Annotated in this window: 25 protein-coding genes; 17 read left to right on the top strand and 8 right to left on the bottom strand. The window is 53.2% G+C overall.

All coding sequences use genetic code 11. The features are described from left to right. Position 1 precedes the first annotated feature (1 nt). Positions 2-1,159 carry a D-alanyl-D-alanine-carboxypeptidase/endopeptidase AmpH gene (gene ampH, locus OGV94_RS15180; protein WP_043015358.1) on the bottom strand — a complete coding sequence of 386 codons (1,158 nt, stop codon included), beginning with the start codon at positions 1,157-1,159 and terminating at the stop codon, positions 2-4. Between the two features lie 384 nt (positions 1,160-1,543). Between ampH and sbmA the strand changes: the two genes are divergently transcribed. Together sbmA and OGV94_RS15190 are read left to right on the top strand one after the other, a co-directional pair. Continuing rightward, a complete protein-coding gene (gene sbmA, locus OGV94_RS15185; RefSeq protein ID WP_043015359.1) occupies positions 1,544-2,764 on the top strand; it encodes a peptide antibiotic transporter SbmA in 1,221 nt (406 codons plus the stop codon). A gap of 12 nt (positions 2,765-2,776) precedes the next feature. After that, the gene (locus tag OGV94_RS15190; protein WP_200007597.1) at positions 2,777-3,880 is read left to right on the top strand and encodes a DUF1615 domain-containing protein; all 1,104 of its coding nucleotides are present in this window, start codon (positions 2,777-2,779) and stop codon (positions 3,878-3,880) included. On the opposite strand, the gene OGV94_RS15195 is transcribed toward OGV94_RS15190, so the two are convergent. Next, a complete protein-coding gene (locus OGV94_RS15195; RefSeq protein ID WP_043015360.1) occupies positions 3,865-4,188 on the bottom strand; it encodes a DUF2755 family protein in 324 nt (107 codons plus the stop codon). The two genes, OGV94_RS15190 and OGV94_RS15195, sit on opposite strands and share 16 nt — an antisense overlap. Positions 4,189-4,451: 263 nt before the next feature. Between OGV94_RS15195 and OGV94_RS15200 the strand changes: the two genes are divergently transcribed. Further along, positions 4,452-4,673 carry a DUF2754 domain-containing protein gene (locus OGV94_RS15200; protein ID WP_019076140.1) on the top strand — a complete coding sequence of 74 codons (222 nt, stop codon included), beginning with the start codon at positions 4,452-4,454 and terminating at the stop codon, positions 4,671-4,673. 25 nt (positions 4,674-4,698) lie between these two features. On the opposite strand, the gene ddlA is transcribed toward OGV94_RS15200, so the two are convergent. After that, positions 4,699-5,793, bottom strand: a complete 1,095-nt coding sequence (gene ddlA, locus OGV94_RS15205) for a D-alanine--D-alanine ligase (RefSeq protein WP_047413567.1) — start codon at positions 5,791-5,793, stop codon at positions 4,699-4,701. Positions 5,794-6,094: 301 nt separating this feature from the next. Here ddlA and OGV94_RS15210 point away from each other — a divergent pair, with 301 nt between their 5' ends. The 5 genes from OGV94_RS15210 to adrA all read left to right on the top strand — a co-directional run bounded on the left by OGV94_RS15210 (position 6,095) and on the right by adrA (position 10,927). After that, positions 6,095-7,291: a multidrug efflux MFS transporter gene (locus tag OGV94_RS15210; RefSeq protein ID WP_043015361.1), complete on the top strand. Its 1,197-nt coding sequence runs from the start codon at positions 6,095-6,097 to the stop codon at positions 7,289-7,291. Positions 7,292-7,539: 248 nt separating this feature from the next. Further along, complete coding sequence (locus tag OGV94_RS15215; RefSeq protein WP_043015362.1) at positions 7,540-7,782, top strand: sigma-S stabilization anti-adapter protein IraP; 243 nt, start codon at positions 7,540-7,542, stop codon at positions 7,780-7,782. A gap of 104 nt (positions 7,783-7,886) precedes the next feature. Continuing rightward, on the top strand, positions 7,887-9,302 hold the full coding sequence (phoA, locus tag OGV94_RS15220) for an alkaline phosphatase (protein WP_075145082.1): 1,416 nt from the start codon (positions 7,887-7,889) through the stop codon (positions 9,300-9,302). Between the two features lie 97 nt (positions 9,303-9,399). Beyond that, positions 9,400-9,720 carry a phosphate starvation-inducible protein PsiF gene (psiF, locus tag OGV94_RS15225; protein ID WP_003830956.1) on the top strand — a complete coding sequence of 107 codons (321 nt, stop codon included), beginning with the start codon at positions 9,400-9,402 and terminating at the stop codon, positions 9,718-9,720. A 91-nt stretch (positions 9,721-9,811) separates the two neighbouring features. Beyond that, positions 9,812-10,927, top strand: a complete 1,116-nt coding sequence (gene adrA, locus OGV94_RS15230; protein ID WP_101706147.1) for a diguanylate cyclase AdrA — start codon at positions 9,812-9,814, stop codon at positions 10,925-10,927. A gap of 17 nt (positions 10,928-10,944) precedes the next feature. Here the strand turns inward: adrA and proC are convergent, their stop codons facing one another. After that, the gene (gene proC / locus OGV94_RS15235; protein WP_016152005.1) at positions 10,945-11,754 is read right to left on the bottom strand and encodes a pyrroline-5-carboxylate reductase; all 810 of its coding nucleotides are present in this window, start codon (positions 11,752-11,754) and stop codon (positions 10,945-10,947) included. A gap of 148 nt (positions 11,755-11,902) precedes the next feature. On the opposite strand from proC, the gene OGV94_RS15240 reads away from it, so the two are divergent. From OGV94_RS15240 to ppnP, 5 genes are all read left to right on the top strand, one after another. After that, a complete protein-coding gene (locus OGV94_RS15240) occupies positions 11,903-12,358 on the top strand; it encodes a YaiI/YqxD family protein (RefSeq protein WP_043015365.1) in 456 nt (151 codons plus the stop codon). A 185-nt stretch (positions 12,359-12,543) separates the two neighbouring features. Beyond that, positions 12,544-13,089, top strand: coding sequence for a shikimate kinase AroL (gene aroL / locus OGV94_RS15245; RefSeq protein ID WP_008783910.1), 546 nt, complete (start codon positions 12,544-12,546; stop codon positions 13,087-13,089). 26 nt (positions 13,090-13,115) lie between these two features. After that, the gene (yaiA, locus tag OGV94_RS15250; protein ID WP_043015366.1) at positions 13,116-13,307 is read left to right on the top strand and encodes a protein YaiA; all 192 of its coding nucleotides are present in this window, start codon (positions 13,116-13,118) and stop codon (positions 13,305-13,307) included. A 247-nt stretch (positions 13,308-13,554) separates the two neighbouring features. Continuing rightward, a complete protein-coding gene (locus tag OGV94_RS15255) occupies positions 13,555-14,232 on the top strand; it encodes an AroM family protein (protein WP_043015367.1) in 678 nt (225 codons plus the stop codon). 71 nt (positions 14,233-14,303) lie between these two features. Then, a complete protein-coding gene (ppnP, locus tag OGV94_RS15260; RefSeq protein ID WP_038638136.1) occupies positions 14,304-14,588 on the top strand; it encodes a pyrimidine/purine nucleoside phosphorylase in 285 nt (94 codons plus the stop codon). A 50-nt stretch (positions 14,589-14,638) separates the two neighbouring features. Here ppnP and rdgC read toward each other — a convergent pair whose 3' ends face one another. Beyond that, entirely contained in the window at positions 14,639-15,550 is a 912-nt protein-coding gene (rdgC, locus tag OGV94_RS15265) for a recombination-associated protein RdgC (protein WP_032940007.1), read from the bottom strand. A 91-nt stretch (positions 15,551-15,641) separates the two neighbouring features. Between rdgC and mak the strand changes: the two genes are divergently transcribed. Next, the gene (gene mak / locus OGV94_RS15270; RefSeq protein ID WP_075145081.1) at positions 15,642-16,550 is read left to right on the top strand and encodes a fructokinase; all 909 of its coding nucleotides are present in this window, start codon (positions 15,642-15,644) and stop codon (positions 16,548-16,550) included. 27 nt (positions 16,551-16,577) lie between these two features. Here mak and araJ read toward each other — a convergent pair whose 3' ends face one another. From araJ to sbcD, 3 genes are all read right to left on the bottom strand, one after another. After that, positions 16,578-17,750 carry an MFS transporter AraJ gene (araJ, locus tag OGV94_RS15275; RefSeq protein ID WP_075146333.1) on the bottom strand — a complete coding sequence of 391 codons (1,173 nt, stop codon included), beginning with the start codon at positions 17,748-17,750 and terminating at the stop codon, positions 16,578-16,580. 192 nt (positions 17,751-17,942) lie between these two features. Further along, positions 17,943-21,086 carry an exonuclease subunit SbcC gene (gene sbcC / locus OGV94_RS15280; protein WP_193144597.1) on the bottom strand — a complete coding sequence of 1,048 codons (3,144 nt, stop codon included), beginning with the start codon at positions 21,084-21,086 and terminating at the stop codon, positions 17,943-17,945. Next, positions 21,083-22,285 carry an exonuclease subunit SbcD gene (gene sbcD / locus OGV94_RS15285; RefSeq protein ID WP_075145079.1) on the bottom strand — a complete coding sequence of 401 codons (1,203 nt, stop codon included), beginning with the start codon at positions 22,283-22,285 and terminating at the stop codon, positions 21,083-21,085. Before sbcD ends, sbcC begins: the two co-directional genes overlap by 4 nt. 190 nt (positions 22,286-22,475) lie before the next feature. Between sbcD and phoB the strand changes: the two genes are divergently transcribed. The 3 genes from phoB (at position 22,476) to brnQ (ending at position 26,236) form a co-directional block, all read left to right on the top strand. After that, on the top strand, positions 22,476-23,165 hold the full coding sequence (phoB, locus tag OGV94_RS15290) for a phosphate response regulator transcription factor PhoB (protein ID WP_003021496.1): 690 nt from the start codon (positions 22,476-22,478) through the stop codon (positions 23,163-23,165). Between the two features lie 50 nt (positions 23,166-23,215). After that, positions 23,216-24,511, top strand: a complete 1,296-nt coding sequence (phoR, locus tag OGV94_RS15295) for a phosphate regulon sensor histidine kinase PhoR (RefSeq protein WP_181634030.1) — start codon at positions 23,216-23,218, stop codon at positions 24,509-24,511. Between the two features lie 405 nt (positions 24,512-24,916). After that, positions 24,917-26,236, top strand: coding sequence for a branched-chain amino acid transporter carrier protein BrnQ (brnQ, locus tag OGV94_RS15300; protein WP_286523730.1), 1,320 nt, complete (start codon positions 24,917-24,919; stop codon positions 26,234-26,236). Positions 26,237-26,304 lie beyond the last annotated feature (68 nt).

A 26,304-nucleotide genomic window follows, 5' to 3' on the forward strand; every position in this document is an offset into this window, starting at 1 on the left:
ATCAGGATGCGGGAATAACCTGCGGTTTGTTCCCGCTCAACTCTGCAACCAGATCGTTGATACCGTCGCTCATATTGGTAAAACGGGTTAGCGGAGAACGGGTCACCACGATAAACGCCCCGACGTTTTGCTGCGGGATCATCGCCATATAGGTAATGAATCCGCCGCCGCCACCGGTTTTTTGAATAATGCCTGGTCGCCCATTCTTCGGCGCCATATAGACCCAGCCCAAACCTAGCGCATCGGCTTTGCCCGGCACATCCATCCCTATCACTTTGGTTAGCTGCGTACGCTGATAAATCAGCGTCTGCATACGGTCAGCCTGCTGGCTACGATGGTAAAAATCAGAAGAGAGATACTGCTGCATCCAGCGCATCATATCGCCTGGCGTTGAATAGACGCCGCCACTGCCCATCGCTGCCAGCGTATTGTTACAGGGGCTGGCGCCCTTTTCCGCGACCATCAGGCGTTTGCACTGATCGGGGGACGGGGTGAAGGTGGTGTCTTTCATCCCCAGCGGACGGGTGATTTTTTCTTCAAACAGCTGCGGATAAGGCTTACCGGACGCGGCTCCCAGCGCATCAGCCAGCAGGTCAAACGCCAGGTTGGAATAAGAAGCCTGCGAGCCTGGTGCAGCTTTAAGCGTGGCGGTTGAGAGATAGCTCCAGCGCTGTTCGCGGGTTGGCCAGACAAACACCGGGCGCTTGGCCGCGCCGCCAGGCTGTTCGCGTGGCAGCGCGCTGGTATGTGTCGCCAGATTCACCAGCGTAATCGGCGTGCCCTGATAAGTCGGCACGCGCGCGCCAGGTGGCGCATATTTACTCAATGGATCGTTGAGTTTAACCGTACCCTGATCGAGTAATTTTACCAGCATTTCGCTTGTCATTAATTTAGTGATTGAGGCAATTCGAATTACGGAATCCAGCTGCGGATGGACGTTATTGCCGGGGCGTGTTTCGCCGAAACTGCGAAATACGCGCTGATTACCATCAATCACCACCAGCGCCATCCCCGTAGCACCACTGCCGTAAAATATATGGTCGGCATAGCGATCGACGATATCAGAGGCGAAGACCGGATCGGTTATAGGCTGTGCCGCCTGGACAGATGTCAATGACGCCGCACACAGCGCGGCAGAAAAAAGCAGACTACGTTTCAACGGTGGTGTCCATGAGTTAGAGAAAGTGAAAAAGGATGTCGTGCGTATGCGTATTTATACTACTCATCGGCGTATTGCAAAGCGCTTATCAGCCAATGATAGTGTGAAAAACGTAACGATGAGTAAACGCGAGCGTTTCCCCGATTATGGATGTTCGCTTTTGTGATCTCACGCTGTGATAATCTGCACTTGCTGGAACGTTGTCGAGTGTGAAAACCACAGAAACAATTCTTCATAACCCAGGTGCGAACTAAGCGCTGCGGTTCTGGTCACACTTGTCGGTTTCAGCTTGTGTTTTTGGGCGTAAGCCGTCTTGCCGCCGCACTCCACGGTGGCAAATACACAGCAGTCGTCATAACGATAAGAAGTTAGCAGGAGAGCATTATGTTTAAGTCTTTTTTCCCAAAGCCGGGACCGTTCTTTATTTCGGCATTTATTTGGGCACTGGTCGCTGTTGTATTCTGGCAAGCAGGTGGGGGAGCCTGGGTTGCACACATTACCGGCGCGTCGGGAGACGTACCGATTAGCGCGGCTCGTTTCTGGTCGCTGGATTACCTGATTTTTTATGCGTACTACACTCTTTGCGTTGGAGTGTTCGCGCTGTTCTGGTTTCTCTACAGCCCGCACCGCTGGCAGTACTGGTCCATACTCGGCACGTCGCTGATTATTTTCGTGACCTGGTTTCTGGTTGAAGTTGGCGTTGCCGTCAACGCCTGGTATGCGCCATTTTATGATTTGATTCAATCCGCGCTCAGCGCACCGCATAAGGTGAAGATTGAGCAGTTCTATCATGAAGTGGGCATCTTTCTTGGCATCGCGCTGATTGCCGTGGTCATCGGCGTGATGAACAACTTCTTTGTTAGTCACTATGTGTTCCGCTGGCGTACAGCAATGAACGAACATTATATGGCGCACTGGCAGCATCTGCGCCATATCGAAGGTGCGGCGCAGCGTGTGCAGGAAGACACCATGCGTTTTGCCTCCACGCTGGAAGATATGGGGGTCAGCTTTATCAATGCGATTATGACGCTGATCGCCTTCTTACCTGTACTGGTCACACTCTCTGCTCATGTTCCGGATCTGCCGATTGTTGGGCATGTTCCTTATGGCCTGGTGATTGCCGCAATTGTCTGGTCGCTGATGGGAACCGGCTTGCTGGCGGTCGTTGGGATCAAACTTCCGGGACTGGAGTTTAAAAACCAGCGTGTGGAAGCGGCCTACCGTAAAGAACTGGTATACGGCGAAGATGACGCTAATCGTGCGACACCGCCGACGGTGCGTGAGCTGTTTCATGCGGTGCGCCAGAACTACTTCCGCCTCTATTTTCACTATATGTACTTCAATATCGCCCGTATTCTTTACCTGCAGGTTGATAACGTTTTCGGCTTGTTCCTGCTGTTTCCGTCGATTGTTGCCGGTACGATTACGCTCGGCCTGATGACGCAAATCACCAACGTGTTTGGCCAGGTGCGCGGTTCGTTCCAGTATCTGATTAACTCCTGGACAACGTTAGTGGAGCTGATGTCTATTTATAAGCGTCTGCGCAGCTTTGAACGAGAGCTTGATGGTCAGGATATTCAGGAAGTTACCCATACGCTTAGTTAATAAGGAGATGTTATGTCGACGGTTTCCCGTCTTTACCCCTTGTCTGGTCTTGCTGCACTGGTGCTGGTGGGATGTAGTAGCCAACCCGCGCAGCCGCTAAAAAAAGGGGAGAAAGCCGTCGATGTGGCGAGCGTGGTACGCCAGAAAATGCCCTCCAGCGTAAAAGACCGGGACGCGTGGGCGCAGGATTTGGCGAAGACCTTTGAAAGCCAGAAGCTGGCGCCGACGGTTGAAAATATCTGTTCGGTGCTGGCGGTCGCGCAACAGGAGTCAAATTACCAGGCGGATCCAGCCGTGCCGAACTTAAGTAAAATCGCCTGGAAAGAGATCGATCGTCGTGCCGAGCGTATGCACATCCCGCTATTTGTGGTGCATACCGCGCTGAAGATTAACTCGCCAACGGGGAAAAGCTACAGCGAGCGCCTGGATACGGTGAAGACGGAAAAACAGCTTAGCGCGATCTTTGATGATTTTATCAACATGGTACCGATGGGGCAGACGTTATTTGGTTCGCTTAATCCGGTGCATACCGGTGGGCCGATGCAGGTCAGCATCGCCTTTGCTGAGCAGCATGCCAGCGGCTACCCGTGGAAAATGGCGGGAACCGTGCGCCAGGAAGTATTTAGCCGCCGCGGTGGGCTGTGGTTCGGTACGTATCATCTGCTTAACTACCCGGCGAATTACAGTGCGCCAATTTTCCGCTTCGCCGATTTCAATGCCGGGTGGTATGCCAGCCGCAATGCAGCTTTCCAGAATGCGGTCAGTAAAGCCACCGGCGTGAAGCTGGCGATGGACGGTGATTTAATTCTCTATGGCAGCAGCGAGCCGGGCAAAACGGAGCTGGCGGTACGTAAACTGGCCGGGAAGCTGGACATGAGCGAGAGTGAGATCCGCCGTCAGCTGCAAAAAGGCGACAGCCTGGCCTTTGAAGAGACCGCGCTGTACGAGAAAGTCTATAAGCTGGCGGAAGCGAAGGCCGGGAAAACGCTTCCCCGTGAAATGCTGCCTGGCATTCAACTTGAAAGCCCGAAGATCACACGTAATCTGACTACCGCGTGGTTTGCTAAACGCGTGGACGACCGTCGGGCGAAATGTATGGGTCAGTCATCGTTATGATGACGGCGGCGCCAGCGCACGAATGCCGCGATGGCGCCAAGAATCAGGCTTCCGGCGAGAAAAGGGACCAGTCCAAAAAGGGTTCCGACGCCCAGGCCGATTTCAACTCGCGGGCGCCCTGTCTCTTGCATTTGCAACTGCATCAACTGCTCATAGATGCCGGGAGCGTGGGCCAACAGATTTAAAATCTGCGCGCCCGCCCAGAAGCAAAACAGCACAAAAACGGCATACGCAATATTGCCGGGCAGGGAGGAGGTATCCCGATGCTTGCCCTTAAAAAGGGATTTTGAGAGCGTAAAATCAGCCATAAAGACCTCCGGAAATAACCTGCTTTTTTGACGTATTGCCTGGAACTGACAGTGAGTCTGACAGGTGATCGGCAATGTCAATATCAGAATGATGGTAATTTCAGGTAGAGATTATTCCTGGATTTCGGTTTTTTGCTGATCGTCACAATTACGCAACCTTAAGTGAAATTAATTTACATTTCAGAAATTCCGCACAGGCCACAGACGTGTATGAGGAAATGTGCGAGGATGCGTTGTCATGTTGTATATCCACCGGAGCCGTTATGAACCTGCCTGTTAAAATCCGCCGAGACTGGCACTATTATGCCTTCGCTATTGGGCTTATCTTTATTCTCAACGGCGTGGTGGGCTTACTCGGTTTTGAAGCGCAGGGGTGGCAAACCTATGCGGTAGGGCTGGTCACTTGGGTGATTAGCTTTTGGCTGGCCGGATTAATTATCCGTCGCCGCGTGGAAGATGAAGAAGAAGCAAAGGATGCCCAATAGAGGTCTATCAGGCATCCTGGCGGGATTACATACTGGTTTTCAGCGCGCTATCCGCCGCATGGCGTTCCAGCGCCAGTTCGATCAGGCGAGTGATCAAATCGGTATAGCCTAAGCCGCTCGCCTGCCACAGTTTTGGATACATGCTGATGTTGGTAAAGCCAGGCAGCGTGTTGATCTCATTGATCACAACCTCGTTCTCTGCGGTTAAGAACACGTCCACGCGCGCCATGCCGGCGCAGCCCAGCGTTTGATAGGCCTGAATAGCAATATCACGGATCTTATCGTTAATTTCCGGTGCGATCGCTGCCGGAACCACCACTTTGGCACCGTTATCGTCAATGTATTTGGTGTCGTAAGCGTAAAAATCACTGTTCAGCACGATCTCGCCACAGGTACTGGCCTGCGGATGATCGTTGCCCAGCACCGCGCATTCGATCTCGCGGCCTTTGATCCCTTGCTCCACCACGACTTTATGATCAAATTCAAATGCCAGCGCGACGGCCTGTTCATATTGCGCTTCGCTGGTCACCTTACTGACCCCAACGGACGATCCCTGATTGGCTGGTTTCACAAACAGCGGCAAACCGAGGCGAGATTCGACTTCGGCAAAGCTGATGCTGTTACGATTGGCGCGAGTGAGCGTAATAAATGGCGCGATGTTTAATCCGGCATCGCGCAACAGACGTTTGGTCACGTCTTTATCCATACAGGCCGCAGACCCCAGGACATCAGAACCGACGAACGGCAGATTCGCCACCCGCAGCATGCCCTGCAGAGAGCCATCTTCACCCAGCGTGCCGTGAACGATCGGGAAAATAACATCAACCGTTGGCAGCGGCTGACCGTTTTGCGCATCGATCAACTGGTGCGCTTGTTTACCCGGTACCTGAGCCAGGCTGGTCGCGGAAGGACGCAGCGCTATATGCGCCGGATCGTCTGAATTAAGCAGATAGTTACTGGCATCGCTGACGTGCCATTGCCCTTGTTTATCAATACCTAACAGCACAACGTCAAAGCGAGTCTTGTCGATGGCATCGACAATATTTTTTGCCGATTGCAATGACACTTCATGTTCCGCTGATTTACCACCAAATACGATTCCTACCCGCAACTTTGCCATCTTAAAAACCCATTCCATGAATGCAAAGCACATACATTACCACGACAAAACGCAGGTTTCCTCGGCTTCTGGCAGATTGTTTTGCTGGGCCACAAGGGAATAGATAAGCGCAAACGTGCGTTTCGCCTGTGAAGCATAATTCCCTGCTAGTATTGTGGGTTTGATGTGAGGCGTATCACAAATACGATGAGCGGGAAGATAAAATCCTGAACTGTGATTTATCGCACCTGTGAACCCTTATTTGGCTAAGTAATTTGTTAAGCTGCTCGCAGTTTTCAGCTGCTTATCGTTATGAGTCCCTATGGAATCCTGGAGAGTAAACCTTATTTCCGTATGGTTCGGTTGCTTTTTCACCGGCCTGGCAATTAGCCAAATCCTGCCTTTTTTACCGCTTTATATCTCCCAACTGGGGGTGACCTCGCATGAAGCGCTCTCAATGTGGTCCGGCTTAACGTTTAGCGTCACCTTTCTGATTTCAGCCATTGTCTCTCCGATGTGGGGCAGTTTAGCCGACCGTAAAGGACGCAAGCTGATGCTGCTACGGGCCTCTTTGGGTATGGCGATTGCGATTTTACTGCAGGCCTTTGCGACAAACGTCTGGCAGCTTTTTCTGCTGCGTGGGGTGATGGGGTTAACGTCAGGCTATATTCCCAATGCGATGGCGCTGGTCGCCTCACAGGTTCCGCGTGAACGTAGCGGGTGGGCGCTGAGTACGCTCTCAACGGCGCAAATTAGCGGCGTCATTGGCGGGCCGCTGATGGGGGGATTTATTGCTGACCACGTTGGCTTACGGGCTGTATTCTGTATTACCGCAGCCTTGCTGGTCGTGAGCTTCCTGGTCACGCTGTTCTTAATCAAAGAGGGCGTGCGTCCGACAATCAAAAAAAGCGAGCGTCTGAGCGGAAAGGCCGTGTTTGCCTCGCTGCCTTATCCGGCGCTGGTGATCAGCCTGTTTTTTACGACGATGGTGATCCAACTGTGTAACGGCTCAATTGGGCCAATTCTGGCGCTGTTTATTAAATCGATGGTCCCAGACAGTTCGAATATTGCCTTTCTCAGCGGACTGATTGCGTCGGTTCCGGGCATCTCGGCGCTGATTTCAGCCCCCCGACTCGGTAAATTAGGCGACCGTATTGGGACCGAGCGGATTTTAATGGCGACCTTAATCTTCGCGGTGGTGCTGTTTTTCGCCATGTCGTGGGTTACCACGCCGTTGCAACTGGGAATTTTGCGTTTTCTGCTCGGCTTTGCCGACGGCGCGATGTTGCCTGCGGTGCAGACGCTGCTGGTGAAATACTCCAGCGACCAGATAACCGGGCGCATTTTTGGTTATAACCAGTCATTTATGTACCTCGGCAACGTCGCCGGGCCATTAATGGGGGCGACGGTTTCAGCAATGGCAGGCTTTCGCTGGGTGTTTATTGCCACCGCGAGCATTGTGCTTATCAATATCTGGCAACTGGCTATCGCGCTGCGACGTCGGCGCCGCGCACGCTGAATTGCTGATTAACAACGCTGCCCGTCAGCGTTGTTAATCCATAAATGTGCATTATATATCTGTGTGATTATTAATCCCCTTACCCTTTTATATTGAATAATTCTGCGCTACGACTCTTTTTCCCTTATTTTGTGTTGTGATTGTTTTCGCAAAACGTTTTATTACTTATAAAAATACAACTTTCATCCTCTAGGCAGTTGTGAGTCTTAATGATAACGTGGCCTATATTTTGTTAAGGGAATACGCAAATGAAAAATCTCGTCACTGAGTTGTTACTTAAGCTCGCCCAAAAAGAAGAAGAGTCGCAAGACCTTGCGGCGCAGGTTGAAACGCTGGAGCAGGTAATCATCGAAATGCTGCGCAATATGACGTGGAGCGATCGGCAAATACTCATTCGCCAAATCGAGGATGCCCTGGCTGGAGCTGGCCGTATGCCTGCGTTTCTGGCGAACGTACATAACGCTGGCGAGAGCGTGCCAAAAGCGTTTTGAGTAATCTGTGGCGTTCCATCCACAAATTATCATAAAAGTGTCACATCAAATACTTATAGTCGCTTTGTTTTAATTTTACCGTATTTATACATGGAGAAAATAAAGTGAAACAAAGCGCACTCGCTATTGCCCTGATACCTTTGCTGTTTACCCCAATTATTAATGCAGAAACTTCTACCGTAGCGGTTATGGATAATCGTGCCGCTCAGGGTGATATCACCACGCCGGGCGGCGCCCGTCGATTGTCAGCCGATCAAACTGCGGCTCTGCGCGAATCTCTGAACGATAAACCTGCCAAAAATATTATTTTACTGATTGGCGATGGGATGGGGGACTCAGAAATTACTGCAGCGCGAAATTATGCCGAAGGCGCGGGCGGCTTTTTTAAAGGTATTGATGCTTTACCATTGACCGGACAATACACGCACTATGCGCTGGATAAAAAAACGGGTAAACCCGATTATGTGACGGATTCTGCGGCATCCGCAACGGCGTGGACCACCGGCGTGAAAACCTATAACGGTGCTCTGGGCGTTGATATACATGAAAAAGATCACGCTACAATTCTTGAAATGGCAAAAGCGGCGGGTCTGGCGACAGGCAACGTTTCTACCGCTGAATTGCAGGATGCTACCCCGGCGGCGCTGGTTGCTCATGTGACCTCGCGTAAGTGCTATGGTCCCGACGTGACCCGTGAAAAATGCCCAACCAATGCGCTGGAAAAAGGCGGCAAAGGATCCATCACCGAACAATTACTGAATGCCCGGGCTGACGTTACGCTGGGCGGCGGGGCCAAAACGTTTGCGGAAACCGCTGCGGCAGGTGAGTGGCAGGGTAAAACGTTGCGTGAACAAGCCCTTGCCCGCGGTTATCAGATGGTGAGCGATGCCGCGACGCTGGCAGCGATTACCGAAGCTAATCAGGATAAACCGTTGCTGGGTCTGTTCTCTGACGGCAATATGCCGGTACGCTGGGAAGGGCCGAAAGCGTCTTATCACGGCAATCTGGATAAACCGGTAGTGACCTGTACCCCCAATCCAAAGCGTGACGACAGCGTGCCAACGCTGGCGCAGATGACGGATAAAGCGATTGAGCTGTTAAGCAAAAATGAGAAAGGTTTCTTCCTGCAAGTGGAAGGGGCGTCAATCGATAAACAGGACCACGCCGCCAACCCGTGCGGACAGATTGGCGAAACGGTCGATCTGGATGAAGCGGTACAGCGCGCGCTTGCTTTTGCGAAGAAAGATGGCAATACCCTAGTGGTGGTAACCGCTGACCACGCGCATGCCAGCCAGATAGTCGCGCCGGATACTAAAGCGCCAGGCCTGACCCAGGCGCTGAACACCAAAGATGGCGCGGTCATGGTTATCAGCTACGGCAACTCTGAAGAGGAATCCCAGGAGCATACCGGCAGCCAGCTGCGAATTGCAGCCTATGGCCCGCACGCGGCGAATGTGGTTGGTCTGACCGATCAAACCGACCTGTTTTACACCATGAAAGCGGCGTTAGGACTGAAATAACCCGACACCCGGCGGCAATACTTTTGCCGCCGGGTGGTATTTTTATCGTTAGCAGCCAAACTTACCTGTGTGTCGTCGTTCAGAAAAGGATGGTGCTATGAAAATTACATTATTAATGACGTTGCTTTTTGGTCTTATTTTTTTAACTACCGTCGGTGCTGCCGAGAAGACATTAACTCCGCAACAACAACGTATGACCACCTGCAATCAGCAGGCAACGGCGCAGACCTTAAAAGGGGACGCGCGTAAAACATATATGAGTGATTGCCTGAAAAACAGTAAATCTGCGCCTGAGGAAAAGAGCCTGACGCCGCAGCAGCAGAAAATGCGTGAATGCAACGTCAAGGCGACGGAGCAGTCTCTGAAAGGTGATGATCGTAATAAATTTATGAGCGCTTGCCTGAAAAAATCTGCGTAGCACTTACGGGTGAGCAGGTAAAATCGCTCACCCGAAATATCATACTTCCGCCGCCATACCCCTTCCTATAATTTGGGAAATTTGTTTCAGAATATTCCCAAATACGATGAATGATGAAAACTTTTATCAAAAGAAGGTCGTCCCGAATGAAGCGTTTTTATCGCTCCATCAGAATGACCACCAGCGTTCCGGTCTGCGATTCGCCCGACGGATCAGGCTGCCGCGAGCGGTGGGATTGGGGGGAATGTTTTTCCCTATCGCGTCGGTACTCGTTGCTCAGCCGATTACCGGTGGCTGGTGGCTGTTACTGGTGGGATGGGCGTTTGTCTGGCCGCACCTGGCCTGGCAGTGGGCAAGCAAAGCTGACGATCCTCTGCATAGCGAATTTACCAACTTAAAAGCCGATGCCATTCTCGCCGGTATGTGGATAGGAATTATGGGAGTGAACCTGTTGCCATCCACGGCGCTGCTGATGATTACCTGCATCAACCTGATGGGCGCAGGAGGGATGCGAATTTTCATCGCAGGCGCCGTTTTGATGGTGGTTTCATGCCTGGTGACGTTACAGTTAACTGATATCTCCGTCGCGTTCAGCAGTACTCAACTTAGCGTGCTATTGACGCTGCCGGTGCTGGTGATTTATCCGCTGTTGTTTGCCTGGGTCAGCTACCAGACGGTCATCAAACTGGCGGAACATAAACGCCGCTTACAGGTGATGAGTACGCGAGATGGCATGACCGGGGTGTACAACCGCCGCCATTGGGAACTGTTGCTGCGTAATGAATTTGATAATTGCCGTCGCTATCAGCGTGACGCCACGTTACTGATTATCGATATTGACCATTTCAAGAGCATTAATGATACCTGGGGTCATGACGTTGGGGACCAGGCGATTGTCGCGCTGACCCGCCAGTTGCAGATGACCTTACGCGGTAGCGATGTGATTGGGCGCTTTGGCGGAGATGAGTTTGCGGTGATTATGTGCGGCACGCCAGCAACCAGCGCGATTGCGGCGATGTCTCGTGTTCATGAACGACTTAGCCAACTGCGTTTATCCTGCGCGCCGCAGGTTGCTCTGCGTATCAGCGTGGGCGTTGCGCCGCTGACCTCAGAAACCGAGCATTACCGAGAATGGTTAAAGTCGGCGGATATGGCGCTCTACAAAGCAAAGAATTCCGGACGTAACCGCACTGAAGCTGCGGCCTGACGTCCGGCGGTGTTAACTCAGGAGCGGCTGAGTTTTTCCGACTGTTCCATGCACTTAATCATCGCTTCAATCACTGATGAACGGAAACCGCGTTCTTCCAGGACGCGTACCGCTTCAATGGTGGTTCCGCCAGGCGAGCACACCATATCCTTCAATTCTCCAGGATGTTTACCCGTATCCAGCACCATCTTCGCCGAACCCATAACCGCTTGCGCCGCGAATTTATAAGCCTGCGCGCGAGGCATGCCGCCCTGCACGGCGGCGTCCGCCATCGCTTCGATAAACATAAAGACATATGCCGGTGCTGAACCGCTAACGCCAACGACCGGATGAATCATTGCCTCCGCAATGACTTCAGCTTCGCCAAAACAGCGGAAGATATTCAGCACGTCGGCCGTATCTTCCGGTGTGACTAAGGCGTTCGGCGTGACGGAAGTCATTCCGGCGTTCACCAGTGACGGCGTGTTTGGCATTGCGCGAATGATTTTTCGGTCATGGCCCAGCGCGCGGGCGAGCTGGTCAAGGGTGACGCCAGCAGCAATCGAGACGACCAGGGAGTCTTTGTTCAGGCTGGAGGTAATTTCGCTCAGAACCTTAATCATAATGCCTGGTTTTACGGCGCCAAAAACGATGTCGGCGATTTGCGCGACTTCTTGTGCAGACTGCGCTGCATTAATACCGTACTGGTCGTGCAAGGCTGCGACTTTATCGGGGGAGGGGGTGTAGACCCAGATTTGTCCCGGGAGAACCTGGCCGCTGGCGATCATGCCGCCAAGAATTGCTTTGCCCATATTACCGCAGCCGATAAAACCAATTTTTTTGTCCATCTTGTCACTCCCTATGCGTGATATTCATTGTTTTACCTGGGAAAGCTAAGCTTAGCGCGGAATGAATATGTGCAGAAGGAGAAACAGCACTTTGCCTGAAAGTAAAAGCACGAGACAATGTGCGACTGCACATCTGTGGGGAGAGGTTATGACAATATGGGTGGACGCCGATGCGTGTCCGAATGTGATTAAAGACATTTTGTACCGCGCTGCTGAGCGCATGCAGATGCCGCTTATTTTGGTCGCAAACCAAAGCTTGCGCGTTCCTGCTTCGCGTTTTATCCGTACACTACGCGTTCCCGCCGGGTTTGACGTGGCGGATAATGAGATTGTGCGCCAGTGTAGCGCCGGTGATTTAGTGATAACGGCAGATATCCCGCTGGCGGCTGAAGTGATTGAAAAAGGTGCAGCGGCGCTTAACCCGCGCGGGGAGCGTTATACCGTAGCCACGATCCGTGAGCGTCTGATGATGCGTGATTTTATGGATACGCTACGCGCCAGCGGTATTCAGACCGGAGGGCCAGACAGCCTTTCACCGCGTGACAGGCAGCATTTTGCGGCTGAGCTTGATAAGTGGTGGCTGGAAGTACAGCGTAGAAAATAAAATGTGTAATTTATTATTTACACTTTATTCATTGTGAATTCTTGTTATAGTAGGGATTAATAGATATCGCCACTCCACCTGTAATTTTTTCTTTACGCTTTGGCGATGTACTAGTTTGATGATATGATTATATCTTTAACCGCATCAGATCCCGCTCGTTCGCGGCTCTCTGGGGAATTTCTGTAATGACGCAACCTCTTTTTCTTGTTGGCCCCCGGGGGTGTGGTAAGACAACTACCGGTATGGCGCTGGCGAAGGCTATCGATTTCCAGTTTGTTGATACCGATCGCTGGTTGCAATCGCACGTGCAGATGACCGTGGCGGAGATCGTCGAAAGAGAAGGATGGGAAGGGTTTCGTGCCCAGGAGACGACCGCTCTGCAGGCCGTCACAGCCCCGGCAACGGTTGTTGCGACCGGCGGCGGTATCATACTTACCGAATTTAATCGTCATTACATGCGCAGCCACGGCGTGGTTATCTATTTAAGCGCACCGGTATCAGTACTGGTCGATCGTCTGGAGGCGACGCCTGAAGAGGGGTTGCGCCCAACTTTAACCGGTAAGCCGTTGACTGAAGAAGTGCAGGAGGTGCTCGCCCAGCGCGATGTTCTGTATCGTGAGGCTGCGCACTATATCGTTGATGCCACCAATCCGCCTTCACAGGTGGTGGAAGACATTCTTGGGATACTGGCGCAGGCAGCGCCACGGTTGCAGGGCGGTGTCTATACTTAATGTTCATCCAGTGAAAAGGAAGAACTATGCCGACAAAACCACCTTACCCACGTCAAGCGACGATTGTTACGGTTGAAAAAGGGACGCCAGGCCAGACGGTAACCTGGTATCAGCTTCGAGCCGATCACCCTAAACCGAATTCTTTGATCAGTGAGCATCCTTCTGCGCAGGAAGCTATGGATGCCAAAAAGCGCTACGAAGACCCCGATAAAGCCTGATCTTAATCACCGCCCTGGCACGATTCTGAAAAGTGCCAGTACGGGCGTGCATCACATTTTTTTAAATTTCGCCGTATACAGTAAAAATTGAAAATTAAACAATAACAATCCAGTACTGGAATTATTTGGAATCTTTACACAAGACACCGCCGATCTGCTGCTACGCTTTTGAGCATTTGTAGCGCAGGTCAGCGCCCGGCACATGTCCGGGATTTCACAGCAAAGTAAGAAGACGGTGGAGCAACAAATGAGTACGTCGTTGGCTATCCTCACGATTGGCGTTGTGCCGATGTGTGAGGTGTTACCGCTCCTGACGGAATATATCGATGAACAGCACATCACTCACCACAGTCTGCTGGGACAGATGCGGCGAGAGGATGTGATGGCTGAGTACGGCGTTTCGCCCGGTGACGAGCATTTATTAACGCTGCTCAGCGACCACCAACTCGCGCATGTCTCACGCCAGAAGGTAGAACGCTCGCTGCAAAGTATCGTGGAGGTGCTGGATAACCAGGGCTTTGACGTGATCCTGCTGATGAGTACCGCCTCAATCGCTCGCCTGACCGCCCGCAACAGCATTTTGCTGGAACCGTTACGGATTATCCCACCGCTGGTGGCCTCGATTGTCGATGGGCATCAGGTCGGGGTTATTGTTCCCGTCACTGAATTGCTTAAAGCCCAGGCGCAAAAATGGCAGGTGCTACAAACCCCACCAGTGTATGCCGTGGCGAATCCGATCCACGGTAGCGAACAACAATTGATTGATGCCGGGAAAGAACTGCTGGAGCAAGGTGCGGATGTCATCATGCTGGACTGCCTGGGGTTCAATCAACGCCATCGCGATTTACTGCAAAAATCGCTGGATGTCCCGGTTCTTCTGTCCAATGTGCTGATTGCCCGGCTGGCTTCGGAGCTGCTGACGTAATTTTGCGTGACAGGTGGAACGTCACCCCCCTATATTGGTTGTTAACTTAATCACGAGATAGGGCCAGTTGTATGCTTCAAAGTAATGAATACTTTTCCGGCAAAGTAAAATCGATCGGTTTTACCAGCAGCAGTACTGGCCGCGCCAGTGTTGGCGTGATGGCTGAAGGTGAATATACCTTTGGTACCGCGGCGCCTGAAGAGATGACGGTCGTCAGCGGCGCACTGAACGTGCTGCTACCAGGGGAAACCGAGTGGAAAGTGTATGCCGCGGGGGACGTGTTTAACGTGCCGGGCAGCAGCGAGTTTCATCTGCAGGTGGCAGAGCCAACATCCTATCTTTGCCGCTATCTGTAAGCGTAAAAATGACGAATGGCGACATTGAGCCGCCATTCGGTAAACACGGCTTAACGTTGCGCTTCGCCGCCTAATCCTTCCACCAGACTTTTAATCAGCGCCGCCAGTTCACCCGTCATCAGGATAAAATCGGCATCAAAACGCTGAGCATAATCTTCGCGGTCGATATCTTCGTTCTGATCGCGCAGCTCGTCGCTAAACTTCAGACGCTTAACAGAGCCGTCGTCACACATAACGAACTGAATGCGCTGTTGCCAGTCGAGAGCCAGCTTGGTGACCAGTTTGCCCGCTTCGATATGCACGGCGATTTCATCGCAGACCAGATCCTGCTTTTTCGCGCGGATCACACCACCGTCTTCAAGGATCGCTTTCAGTTCGGCTTCATCAAGCAACTGGAATCCCTGAGCCGTTGTGCCGGAGCGAACCCATTCGGTCAGCGTCAGCTCAATAGGGTTTTCCATCGTCAGCGGAACGACCGGCAGCGAACCGAGACTCTTACGTAGCAGCGCCAGCGTATCTTCGGCTTTCTTCGCACTCGCGCAATCAACCATGATCAGATCGTTGACGGTGTCGATCCACATCATTGTCTGACTGAAACGGCTAAAGGCGCGCGGCAGCAATGAGTGCAGAACTTCATCTTTCAGCGAGTCTTTTTCGGTCTTCTTGAGTTTGCGACCTTGCTCAGCTTCCAGTTTGAATATTTTGGCTTCCAGCGCCTGTTTGATAACCGGCGACGGCAGAATTTTTTCTTCTTTGCGGGCGCAGATAATAATTTGGCCATTGGCGGTATGCGTTAATGCATCGCTGTGCGATCCCATCGGCGGAACCCAGCCCATTTTTGCCATATCCTGGCTACCGCAAGGGGTGAACGTCATTGATGCCAGCTGTTTTTCCATCTCTTCGGCACGCAAAGAAACATCGCGGCTAAGACGGTAAACCATTAAATTTTTGAACCACAGCATGATAATTTCCACGGCCTTGTCGTTAAATCCAGCGGGCATGATAGCGAATTGTCGCTATGCTTGCATTGTTAATCGGGAAGAGGAGTAAACAGTGCGTATAGGTATCGATTTGGGCGGTACGAAAACGGAAGTTATCGCGCTTGGCGATGTGGGCGAACAGCTTTTTCGCCATCGCCTGCCCACGCCGCGCGATGATTATCGGCAAACGATAGAAACCATCGCTGCGCTGGTGGAGATGGCGGAAAAAGCCACCGGGCAGACGGGAACCGTGGGGATGGGCATTCCTGGTTCAATTTCTCCTTACACCGGGGTGGTGAAGAATGCCAACTCGACCTGGCTTAACGGGCAACCTTTTGACAAAGACTTGAGTGCGCGTCTGAATCGTGAAGTTCGGTTGGCAAATGATGCCAACTGTCTGGCGGTTTCAGAGGCGGTGGATGGCGCGGCGGCAGGGGCGCAAACCGTGTTTGCGGTGATCATCGGCACCGGATGTGGCGCTGGCGTGGCGCTGAATGGTCGGGCGCACACGGGCGGCAACGGTACCGCAGGGGAGTGGGGGCATAATCCGCTGCCGTGGATGGATGAAGATGAGCTGCGTTTTCGACAGGAAGTCCCCTGTTATTGTGGCAAACAAGGCTGCATTGAAACTTTCATTTCCGGGACCGGTTTTGCCACCGACTACCAGCGTCTGAGCGGTAAGCTGCTCAAGGGCAGTGAAATTATCAGCCTCGTTAATGCGCAGGATGCTCTGGCGGAGCAGGCGTTGAGCCGCTATGAGCTTCGTCTGGCGAAATCACTGGCGCATGTGGTAAATATTCTCGATCCGGACGTCATTGTGCTGGGCGGCGGAATGAGCAATGTCGACCGACTGTATCAAAATGTTCCGACGTTGATTAAGCAGTTTGTCTTTGGCGGCGAATGCGAAACGCCTTTACGCAGAGCGCTACACGGTGACTCCAGCGGCGTTCGCGGTGCGGCCTGGCTGTGGCCGCAGGAGTAATGTTCGCGTAGCCGGGTAGCGCAGATGCTATCCGGCAGCGTGTGTCATCTGGGGGACTGCGCGCTTCAGGCGAGCGTATAGCAGCAGCGACGACATCGCAGAAAACGACAGCAGTGCCGCCGGCAGCGTCACGTAGTTGTAGGCAAAGCCCAGCGTCAGCATCATGCCACCGCAGTAAGCGCCAATCGCGCTGCCGAGGTTAAAGGCAATTTGCCCGCCAGCCGCACCCAACAGCTCCCCTCCTTTAGCGTTTTGCAGCAGTAAAATTTGCAGCGGCGCCGACAGCGCAAACAGGCCTGCGCAGCAAATAAAAGCGAAGGTCAGCGACGCGGCTTTGATTCCGCCACAGGCAAAGAGCAACAGCAGAGCCAGCACAATCACAAAGTCGGTTATTACCGCAATGCGCAGCGGCGTATAGCGGCCAGACAGCCGACCGCTCAGCAGGTTTCCCAACACCATTCCTAATCCCACCAGCATCATGATGAAGGTCATCAGCGCTTCGGAGAAGCCGGAAATGTACATCATGTACGGTTTGACGTAGCTGAACCAGGCGAATACCCCGGCGTTACCAAACATGGTGGCGGAAAATATGAACCACGGGGCGGGGCTTTTCAAAAAGTGAAATTGTTCGCGCAGTTTCCCTTTTGCCTCATCGCTGATATTGGGGACCCAAAAAGCGACCGAGACTATTACGGCAATATTAAAGACGGCTATCAGCAGAAACGTGTAACGCCAGCTAAATTCCTGGCTCAGCCAGGTGCCGACGGGAATGCCAACCAGATTGGCCACGGTCATCCCCGAAATCATGCCCGCGACGGCGGCGGTGACTTTTCCCGGACGGGCCAGCTTCGACAGGATAATCGCGCCTACGCCGAAAAACGCGCCATGCGGGAAGCCGGAAACCAGCCTGCCTACCGCCAGCATGAAGTAAGAGGAGGAGAGGGTGAAGATGGCGTTGCCAATCACGCACAGCGTGACCAGAAACAGCAGAATATGCTTGAGCGAAAAGCGGTTGGAAAAGAGCGCAATAATGGGCGCGCCCAGCACCACGCCAAAAGCGTAAAACGAAATCATATGGCCGGCAGCAGGGATGGAAATGCCCACGTCCCGCGCCAGCTCGGTGAGTACACCCATGATGCCAAATTCGGCCATGCCCAGACCAAATGTCCCCAGCGCTAAAGAGAAAATGACTTTTTTCATACCACCTGCCAACAAGAAAGACGCAGGACGTGCGTCATAGCGGCGAACGTTCGCCGCCAATAGCGATAGCTTGCGGATAAGCGAAGTGGAATGCCATTTCATATCCGTCCCTGAGTATGCAATATTGTGCTACATAGAGTGCCGGAGGGCGCCAGCGCTTATCCGTCCTGTGAAACAACATCCGCTGGTCGATTACTCCACCGCAAACATCTTGTCGAGTTTGCTGTAGCCCAGTCCGTTGATTTTTTTAACCTTGATCTGTACCGGAATGCGCTCTTTCATCGCTTCAACGTGGCTGATGACGCCAATCGTTTTGCCGGTGGCATTGAGCGCATCGAGCGCATCCAGGGCGGTATCCAGCGTTTCGCTGTCCAGCGTGCCGAAACCTTCGTCGAGGAACAGGGAGTCAATCCGCGTTTTGTGGCTGACCAGATCGGACAACGCCAGCGCCAGCGCCAGACTCACGAGGAAGCTCTCGCCGCCGGAGAGCGTGCGCGTGTCACGCACGGCATCGGCCTGCCAGGTATCAACCACTTCCAGCTCCAGCGCTTCGCTGGCCTTGCGCTGCAACAGATAGCGGCCGTGCAGACGGGTCAACTGGTTGTTGGCAAGCCAGACCAGATTATCCAGCGTTAGCCCCTGGGCAAACTTGCGGAACTTATCTCCCTCTTTCGAGCCGATCAGCGCATTCAGATACCCCCAGTCTTCGACCTGCTGCGCGACCTTTTCCATCTCCTGCATCAGCGCCTGCTGCTGCTGGCGGCTGTCAGCATCCTGTTTCAACTGCTGGCGAATTTCGCCCTGACGAGTGGTGTTATCCCGTAGCTTCTGGGTGAGTTTTGCCAGCGCGTCGTGCAGTTGTTGTGCCGTGAGTGTGAGATCCACCCCTGTTGGCAACTGTTGTTGATGAGTCGCCAGCGCCTGCTGAGCCTGATTAAGCAGGGTTTGCGCCTGTTGCTGCTGACCTTCGAGTGACTGCTTTAACTGCTCAAGACGGGTGAAGGTCTCTTCATCCAGCAGGGCGGCAATAAAGGCATCGCGATCGGGAAAAATACTGGCCTGCAATGCGGCATCAAACTGTGCCTGAATTTCTGCGGCGCGCTGAACGTCCTGCGCCTCCTGCTGTTGCAACGTTTGCCACTGCCCCTGTAAGGAGAGGCAATCGTCGTGCACCTGCCGCCAGTTTTCCAGCGACAGACCCTCATTGTTTTCAGGAAGTGCCTCGGTTTCTGGCAGCGTTTCCAGCAGCGGCGCAAGCTGGGCTAGTTGGGTCTGTAAAGCGCTCAGTTCGCTCTGGCGTTGTTGCCACATTTGGGCTTCGTTCGCCCGTTCGCTTAGCCATGAGGCGACGTTATCCTCAGCCGGAAGGGACAGGCCATGACGGGCCAGCTCGGCGGTTAGCGCCGCCTGACGCTGGTCAATATGCTGCTGGAGCTGAGTTATTTGCTCTGTATGCGCGGCGATTTGCGCCTGCAGGGTATGGCGCAGGCTCAATTGGTGAAGCTGCTGCTCATGCTCTTCCTGGGTAGCAAGCCATGGGGCGATGTCATCCTGCGGTTGCAGCGTCACGTTGAGGCTGGCGGTGACCGTCTGCCACTCTTGAGTAAGTGCTTGCTCCTCCTGAGAAAGCGTCTGTACTTCGCGTTCATCCCGCTGAAGCTGCTGGCTTATTGCCTCGAGCTGTCCGCGTAGCGTTGAACCCTCATCGGCCAGCGTTTTAACCTCTTTTTCCAGCGCCTCACGTCGCGTCTGATTCACGCTCAGTTCGAGCGTTTGATAGCGCTCAATTGCCGGATGTGCGGTGGAGCCGCAAAGCGGGCAAGGCATACCGGATTGCAGTAATGCCCGCTGGCTTTCCAGATCTTTGATACGGGCTTCCTGCTCACAAATGATTCTCACATCGGCAAGCTGCTGATTTTTATCTTTATAACGTTGACGTTTTTCGGCAAGCACCGCGTTGCGTTGAGTCAGCTCATGCTGACGCTGTACAAGCGTGGCGCGTAGTTGCGCCAGCTGCTTTTGCTTCGGGGCGATTTGTCCGTGCAGGTTGCTCAGTCGCTGGCGTAACGGACGACGCTGCACATGTTGCGCCAGCGCTTGTGTTACCTCCTGCGGCGAAAGGGTCAGCGTGGGAAGCGCCAGCGCATCGAGCTTACGCATGTCGTTTTCTCGCAACTGCTGCCACTGGCGTAGCTGGGCACTGGCATCGGACTGTTGGGCCAGCAGCGCTTTCCAGCCTGCCAGTTCGCTACTCCACAAGCGGAAGCGGTCATGTTCGTTCAGCCAGTCGGTTAGCGTCTGTTGTCCGGCGAGCATCGCGGTCGATTGCGTGTGCGCCTGCTGACGGATGCGCCCGCGCAGCGCTAAGCTGCTTTGTAAGCGAGCATTCACTTCCTGAATCTTCTGCCGCGTGCGCGCGATAGTAGCCGTTTGTTCCTGGATTCGCTCCCAGTGTGGGCGTAACGCTCTGGCCGGTTGCGCCAGACTCAGCGCCGCCAGTTGTGGCTGCGCGTCTTCTTGCGCCTGAAGAGCAGCCTGTAATGCCTGCTGGTGGCGATTTATGTCCGTTTGTAGCTCATTTTGCCGAATAAGCCAGTTGAGGTGCTGTTGCTGGACGTGCTGGCTGGTAATGTATTGTTTTTCTTCGTCAGTAAGTACCTGCAAACTCTCTGTCAGGGATTGCACCTGCTCTGGTGCTAATAACGCAACGCCACTGGCCTGGGCCTGCAGTTTTTCCAGCGCCGTACGCGCTGATTTGTGTTTTTCAAACACCATCGCGGAAATTTGGCCGTAGATCTCAGTGCCGGTTAGCTCTTCCAGCAGCTCGGCGCGCTCTTTCGGTTTGGCATTAAGAAATGCGGCGAACTGCCCCTGAGACAGCAGCATCGAACGGGTAAAACGACCGTAATCCAGCCCGGTAAGCTCGGCGGTCATCTCCAGCTTGTCTTTGACTTTATCGGCGAGGATTTTACCATCGGCGCAGCGGGCCAGTTCTACGCGCGGGACCTGCAGGTTGCCCTCAGGCTGGTTGCGTGCCCGGTTCTGACTCCAGAAAGCGCGGTAGGCTTCGCCCCGCACCTCAAATTCGACCTCGGCCAGACACTCTGCGGTGTCGCGGGTCATCAGGTCGTTTTGCGACTGTGACACGGTATTCAGGCGTGGCGTTTCGTGGTACAGCGCAAGGCAAATCGCGTCCAGCAGGGTGGTTTTCCCCGCCCCCGTTGGTCCGGTGATGGCAAACAGCCCGTTGCTGGCAAAAGGCTCGGCGGTAAAATCGACTTTCCATTCTCCCTTCAGGGAGTTGAGGTTTTTCAGGCGCAGGCTGAGAATTTTCATGCTTCAGCCTCCCCGGCAAGCGTGTGCAAGGTTGCGCTAAACAGCTGGTTAAGCCGCTCACGCTGTGGTTCTTCGAGTTCTTCCAGCGCCAGACGGCGGTCAAAAACTTCCGCCACACTCAGTTCACTTAACGTTTCACGCCGTTCATTGGCCATGATACGTTCGCGCTGTTCCCGGCTGCGGCGCACCAGTAACACCTCTACCGGTAAATCTTCGGTTAAGGCCTGGATTTTGCGCTGCATATCATGCAGATAGTCGTCGGTGGTGATTTCAATATCCAGCCACACCGGCGGCTCTTGCTGCATGTCGCGCCACTGGTCAAGCTGGGCGGTAATGGCGGCTAAATCGCCTTTCAGTACTGCAAGCTGCTGCGTGACCGGGACGGTGAGATTTTCAACGGCGCTGAGTTTCCCCGCTTCAAAGCTCACCAGATGTACACATTTGTTTTTGCCGCACTCGTCAAAACTGAGCGCAATCGGCGAACCGCAGTAGCGGATATGTTCCGTGCCGCCGATAACCTGCGCCCGGTGAATATGTCCCAGCGCGATGTAGTCCGCTGGTGGGAAGTTTTGTGCCGGGAAGGCGTCCAGCGTACCGATATAAATGTCACGTACGGCGTCACTTTTACTGGCGCCGACGGTGGTCAAATGTCCGGTCGCAATGATGGGGATATTCCGATCGCCGCGCAGCGTACAGGCGTCCTGATACTGCTGCTGGTAATAATCAGTAATCGCGCCCAGCAAATGCTGCTGTTTTTCTTGTCCTGTCAGTCCAGCCTGGCTGGTGATGATGTCGCGCGGACGTAAAAAAGGAACCGGACACAGGATTGCCCCCGGGGTGCCGTCGCGTTGTAGCAGAATTTGCGGCGCATGGCCGGCGCTGGCAACGACCGTGGTGTTGAGAAATGCCAGAATGTCGCGAGATTCATTGAGCGTGGCGACGGAGTCGTGGTTACCTGCCAGCACCACCAGATGACAGCCGGTTTGCTGCAAATTGACGACAAAGCGGTTATACAGCTCTCGGGCATAGCTTGGCGGTGAGCCAGTATCGAAAATATCGCCTGCCACAATTATGGCATCCACCTGCTGGGATTGCGCCGTTTCCAGCAGCCAGTCGAGAAAGGCCTGATGTTCAGCGGCGCGGCTCTTGCTGTAGAAATTTTGGCCCAGATGCCAGTCAGACGTGTGAAGGATACGCATAAGAGTTCCATGACGATAAAACAATGGCGGGGATTATAACCCTGTAAGGACGTTAATATCTTGTCTCCGGGCTGTCATAATTCACCGGGCTGCGTTAAACCTGGGCTATCTTTTCATAAATCTGTCATAAAACTGACGCATAATGGCACTGTATTGATGGCAAACGATTTAATTATAAACAGGGCAAATCATGGCGAGACGTATTCTGGTCGTAGAAGATGAAGCTCCAATTCGTGAAATGGTCTGCTTCGTGCTCGAGCAAAACGGATTTCAACCCGTTGAAGCCGAAGACTATGACAGTGCTGTGAACCAACTCAATGAACCCTGGCCGGATCTCGTCTTACTTGACTGGATGCTTCCCGGCGGCTCGGGTCTGCAGTTTATTAAACATCTCAAGCGCGAAGCGATGACGCGGGACATCCCTGTGATGATGCTGACGGCGAGAGGTGAAGAGGAAGACCGCGTTCGGGGTCTGGAAACCGGCGCGGATGACTATATTACCAAGCCGTTTTCTCCCAAGGAGCTGGTGGCGCGTATTAAAGCGGTTCTGCGTCGTATTTCCCCGATGGCGGTGGAAGAGGTTATTGAGATGCAGGGGCTAAGCCTTGATCCGACCTCGCATCGCGTGATGACCGGCGAGGATCCGCTGGATATGGGGCCGACCGAATTCAAACTGTTGCACTTCTTTATGACTCACCCTGAGCGTGTCTACAGCCGTGAACAACTCCTCAATCATGTCTGGGGAACCAATGTCTACGTGGAAGACCGGACAGTGGATGTGCATATCCGCCGCTTACGTAAAGCGCTGGAGCACAGCGGACACGATCGTATGGTGCAGACGGTTCGCGGGACGGGATATCGTTTTTCGACCCGCTTCTGACTGACAAGAATCATGGCCTGATGGATTAGGCCGTAAATGGAGTAAGACGTTTGCTAGAACGATTGTCATGGAAAAGGTTGGTACTGGAGCTGATCCTGTGCTGCATACCGGCATTTATCCTTAGCGCTTTTTTCGGTTACCTGCCCTGGTTTTTACTGGCGTCGGTAACGGGCCTGCTTATCTGGCATTTCTGGAATCTATTACGTTTGTCCTGGTGGCTATGGGTCGACAGAAGCATGACGCCGCCGCCGGGGCGAGGCAGTTGGGAGCCGCTGTTATATGGGCTGCATCAAATGCAGCTTCGCAACAAAAAGCGCCGTCGAGAACTGGGTAACCTGATTAAACGTTTTCGCAGCGGGGCGGAATCGCTACCCGACGCGGTGGTGTTGACCACCGAAGAAGGCGGTATCTTCTGGTGTAACGGACTGGCTCAGCAGGTTCTGGGACTGCGCTGGCCGGACGATAGCGGGCAAAATATTCTTAACCTGCTTCGCTATCCGGAATTCACACAATATCTGAAAACGCGCGACTTTAGCCGGCCTATCAATCTGGTGCTCAATACCGGACGGCATCTGGAAATTCGCGTGATGCCCTACACCGATAAGCAACTGCTGATGGTGGCGCGCGACGTTACCCAGATGCACCAACTTGAAGGTTCACGACGTAACTTTTTTGCCAACGCCAGCCATGAGCTGCGTACGCCGCTGACGGTGTTACAGGGTTACCTGGAAATGATGCAGGAGCATCCGCTGGAAGGGACGACGCGTGAAAAAGCGCTGCATACCATGCGTGAACAAACGTACCGCATGGAAGGACTGGTGAAACAGCTGCTGACGCTGTCAAAAATTGAGGTTGCACCGACGTTGCAACTGAATGAGAAGGTCGATGTACCCATGATGCTGCGCGTAGTTGAGCATGAAGCGCAGACGCTGAGCCAGCAAAAACATACGTTTACCTTTGATGTTGATAACAGCCTGAACGTGCGGGGTAACGAGGAACAGTTGCGTAGCGCTATCTCGAATCTCGTCTACAACGCAGTAAACCACACGCCTGCGGGAACGCACATTACCGTACGCTGGCAGCATGTGGCGTCGGGGGCGGAGTTTTGTGTGGAAGATAACGGTCCGGGCATTGCCGCCGAGCATATTCCACGTTTGACCGAACGTTTTTACCGAGTGGATAAAGCGCGATCGCGGCAAACAGGCGGTAGCGGGCTGGGTCTGGCCATCGTGAAGCATGCGCTGCATCATCACGACAGCCGCTTGAATATCGAAAGCGAACCAGGTCAGGGGACGCGATTTAGTTTCGTGATCCCGGAACGTTTGATTGCCAAAAGTAACGGTTAAAGCACATTCGTAAGATTAACTTTCCAAAAGCCAGCACAAGCTGGCTTTTTCCATGCGGTCAATATATGACTCCTGAATTTTACGACGTTTGATTGTTTTTTGTTCGAACTATTACCCATACCTTTTTCCATGAAATGGTGTTTTGTGCTAACCCAATTTTTCATATCGCTATATTGTTCTGGTTTTTGGATCCCACCTTGCTTTAAAACGTTATAAGCGTTTAAATTGCGCTCCAGGTGCTGTCATACCGACTGCATTTGCGCGGTAAATCGAAAAACTATTCTTCGCCGCGCCAGCTCGGGAGTGTTTCCCGCTGGAATTGAGCAAAAATGCCGCTGTATTGTCCCCCAGGGAAAGGCAAAAATTTATTATTTTCAACACCACATCCACAGGCAGTAAGACTTTATGACCCATCAGTTAAAATCGCGCGATATTATCGCTTTGGGATTTATGACATTTGCACTGTTCGTTGGTGCAGGTAACATCATCTTCCCCCCAATGGTTGGTTTGCAGGCAGGTGAACACGTCTGGACTGCGGCTTTTGGCTTTTTGATTACCGCCGTTGGTTTGCCGGTGCTTACCGTTGTCGCGCTGGCGAAAGTCGGTGGTGGTGTGGACCGACTGAGCACGCCTATCGGTAAAGTCGCCGGTCTGCTGCTGGCGACCGTTTGCTATCTGGCAGTTGGGCCGTTATTTGCTACTCCACGTACCGCGACGGTCTCTTTCGAAGTCGGGATTGCACCGCTGACCGGTGACTCTGCGTTGCCGCTGTTTATCTATAGCGTTATCTATTTCGCGATTGTCATTCTGGTTTCACTGTATCCGGGTAAACTGCTGGATACGGTTGGTAATTTCCTGGCGCCGCTGAAAATTCTGGCGCTGGTGGTACTGTCTGTCGCTGCAATTGTCTGGCCAGCGGGCCCGATCAGTAATGCGATGGAGGCCTATCAAACTGCGGCGTTTTCTAATGGCTTCGTGAACGGGTATCTGACCATGGATACGCTGGGCGCGATGGTATTTGGTATTGTTATCGTTAACGCTGCTCGCTCGCGTGGCGTTACTGAAGCGCGTCTGCTGACCCGTTACACCGTTTGGGCGGGTTTAATGGCAGGTGTGGGCTTAACGCTGCTGTATCTCGCGCTGTTCCGTCTGGGTTCAGATAGCGCGATTCTGGTCGATCAGTCTGCTAACGGCGCGGCAATTTTGCATGCGTATGTTCAGCACACCTTTGGTGGCGCGGGAAGCTTCCTGCTGGCGGCGCTGATTTTCATCGCCTGTCTGGTCACCGCGGTTGGCCTGACCTGCGCATGCGCAGAGTTCTTTGCCCAGTATGTTCCACTGTCTTATCGTACGCTGGTATTTATCCTCGGCGGCTTCTCGATGGTGGTCTCTAACCTGGGTCTGAGCCATCTGATTCAGATCTCTATTCCGGTGCTGACGGCTATCTATCCGCCATGTATCGCACTGGTTATATTAAGCTTTACCCGCTCATGGTGGCATAATTCTTCCCGCGTCATTGCACCTGCGATGTTTATCAGCCTGATTTTTGGTATCCTTGATGGCATTAAAGCTTCTGCAATTGGCGACGTGTTACCGGCCTGGACCCAGCGTTTACCGCTGGCGGAGCAGGGGCTGGCGTGGTTGATGCCAACAGTCGTGATGGTGATCCTGGCAGTTATCTGGGATCGCGCAGCGGGTCGACAAGTGACCTCCAGCGCACACTAATATCACTGACAATAAGTTTTAACCACGGGGCTATTAATATGGCCCCGTGGTTTTTTTATTGTGTTAAC

The sequence above is a fragment of the Citrobacter sp. Ce006 genome, assembly GCF_030336535.1.
Classification (GTDB): domain Bacteria; phylum Pseudomonadota; class Gammaproteobacteria; order Enterobacterales; family Enterobacteriaceae; genus Citrobacter; species Citrobacter europaeus.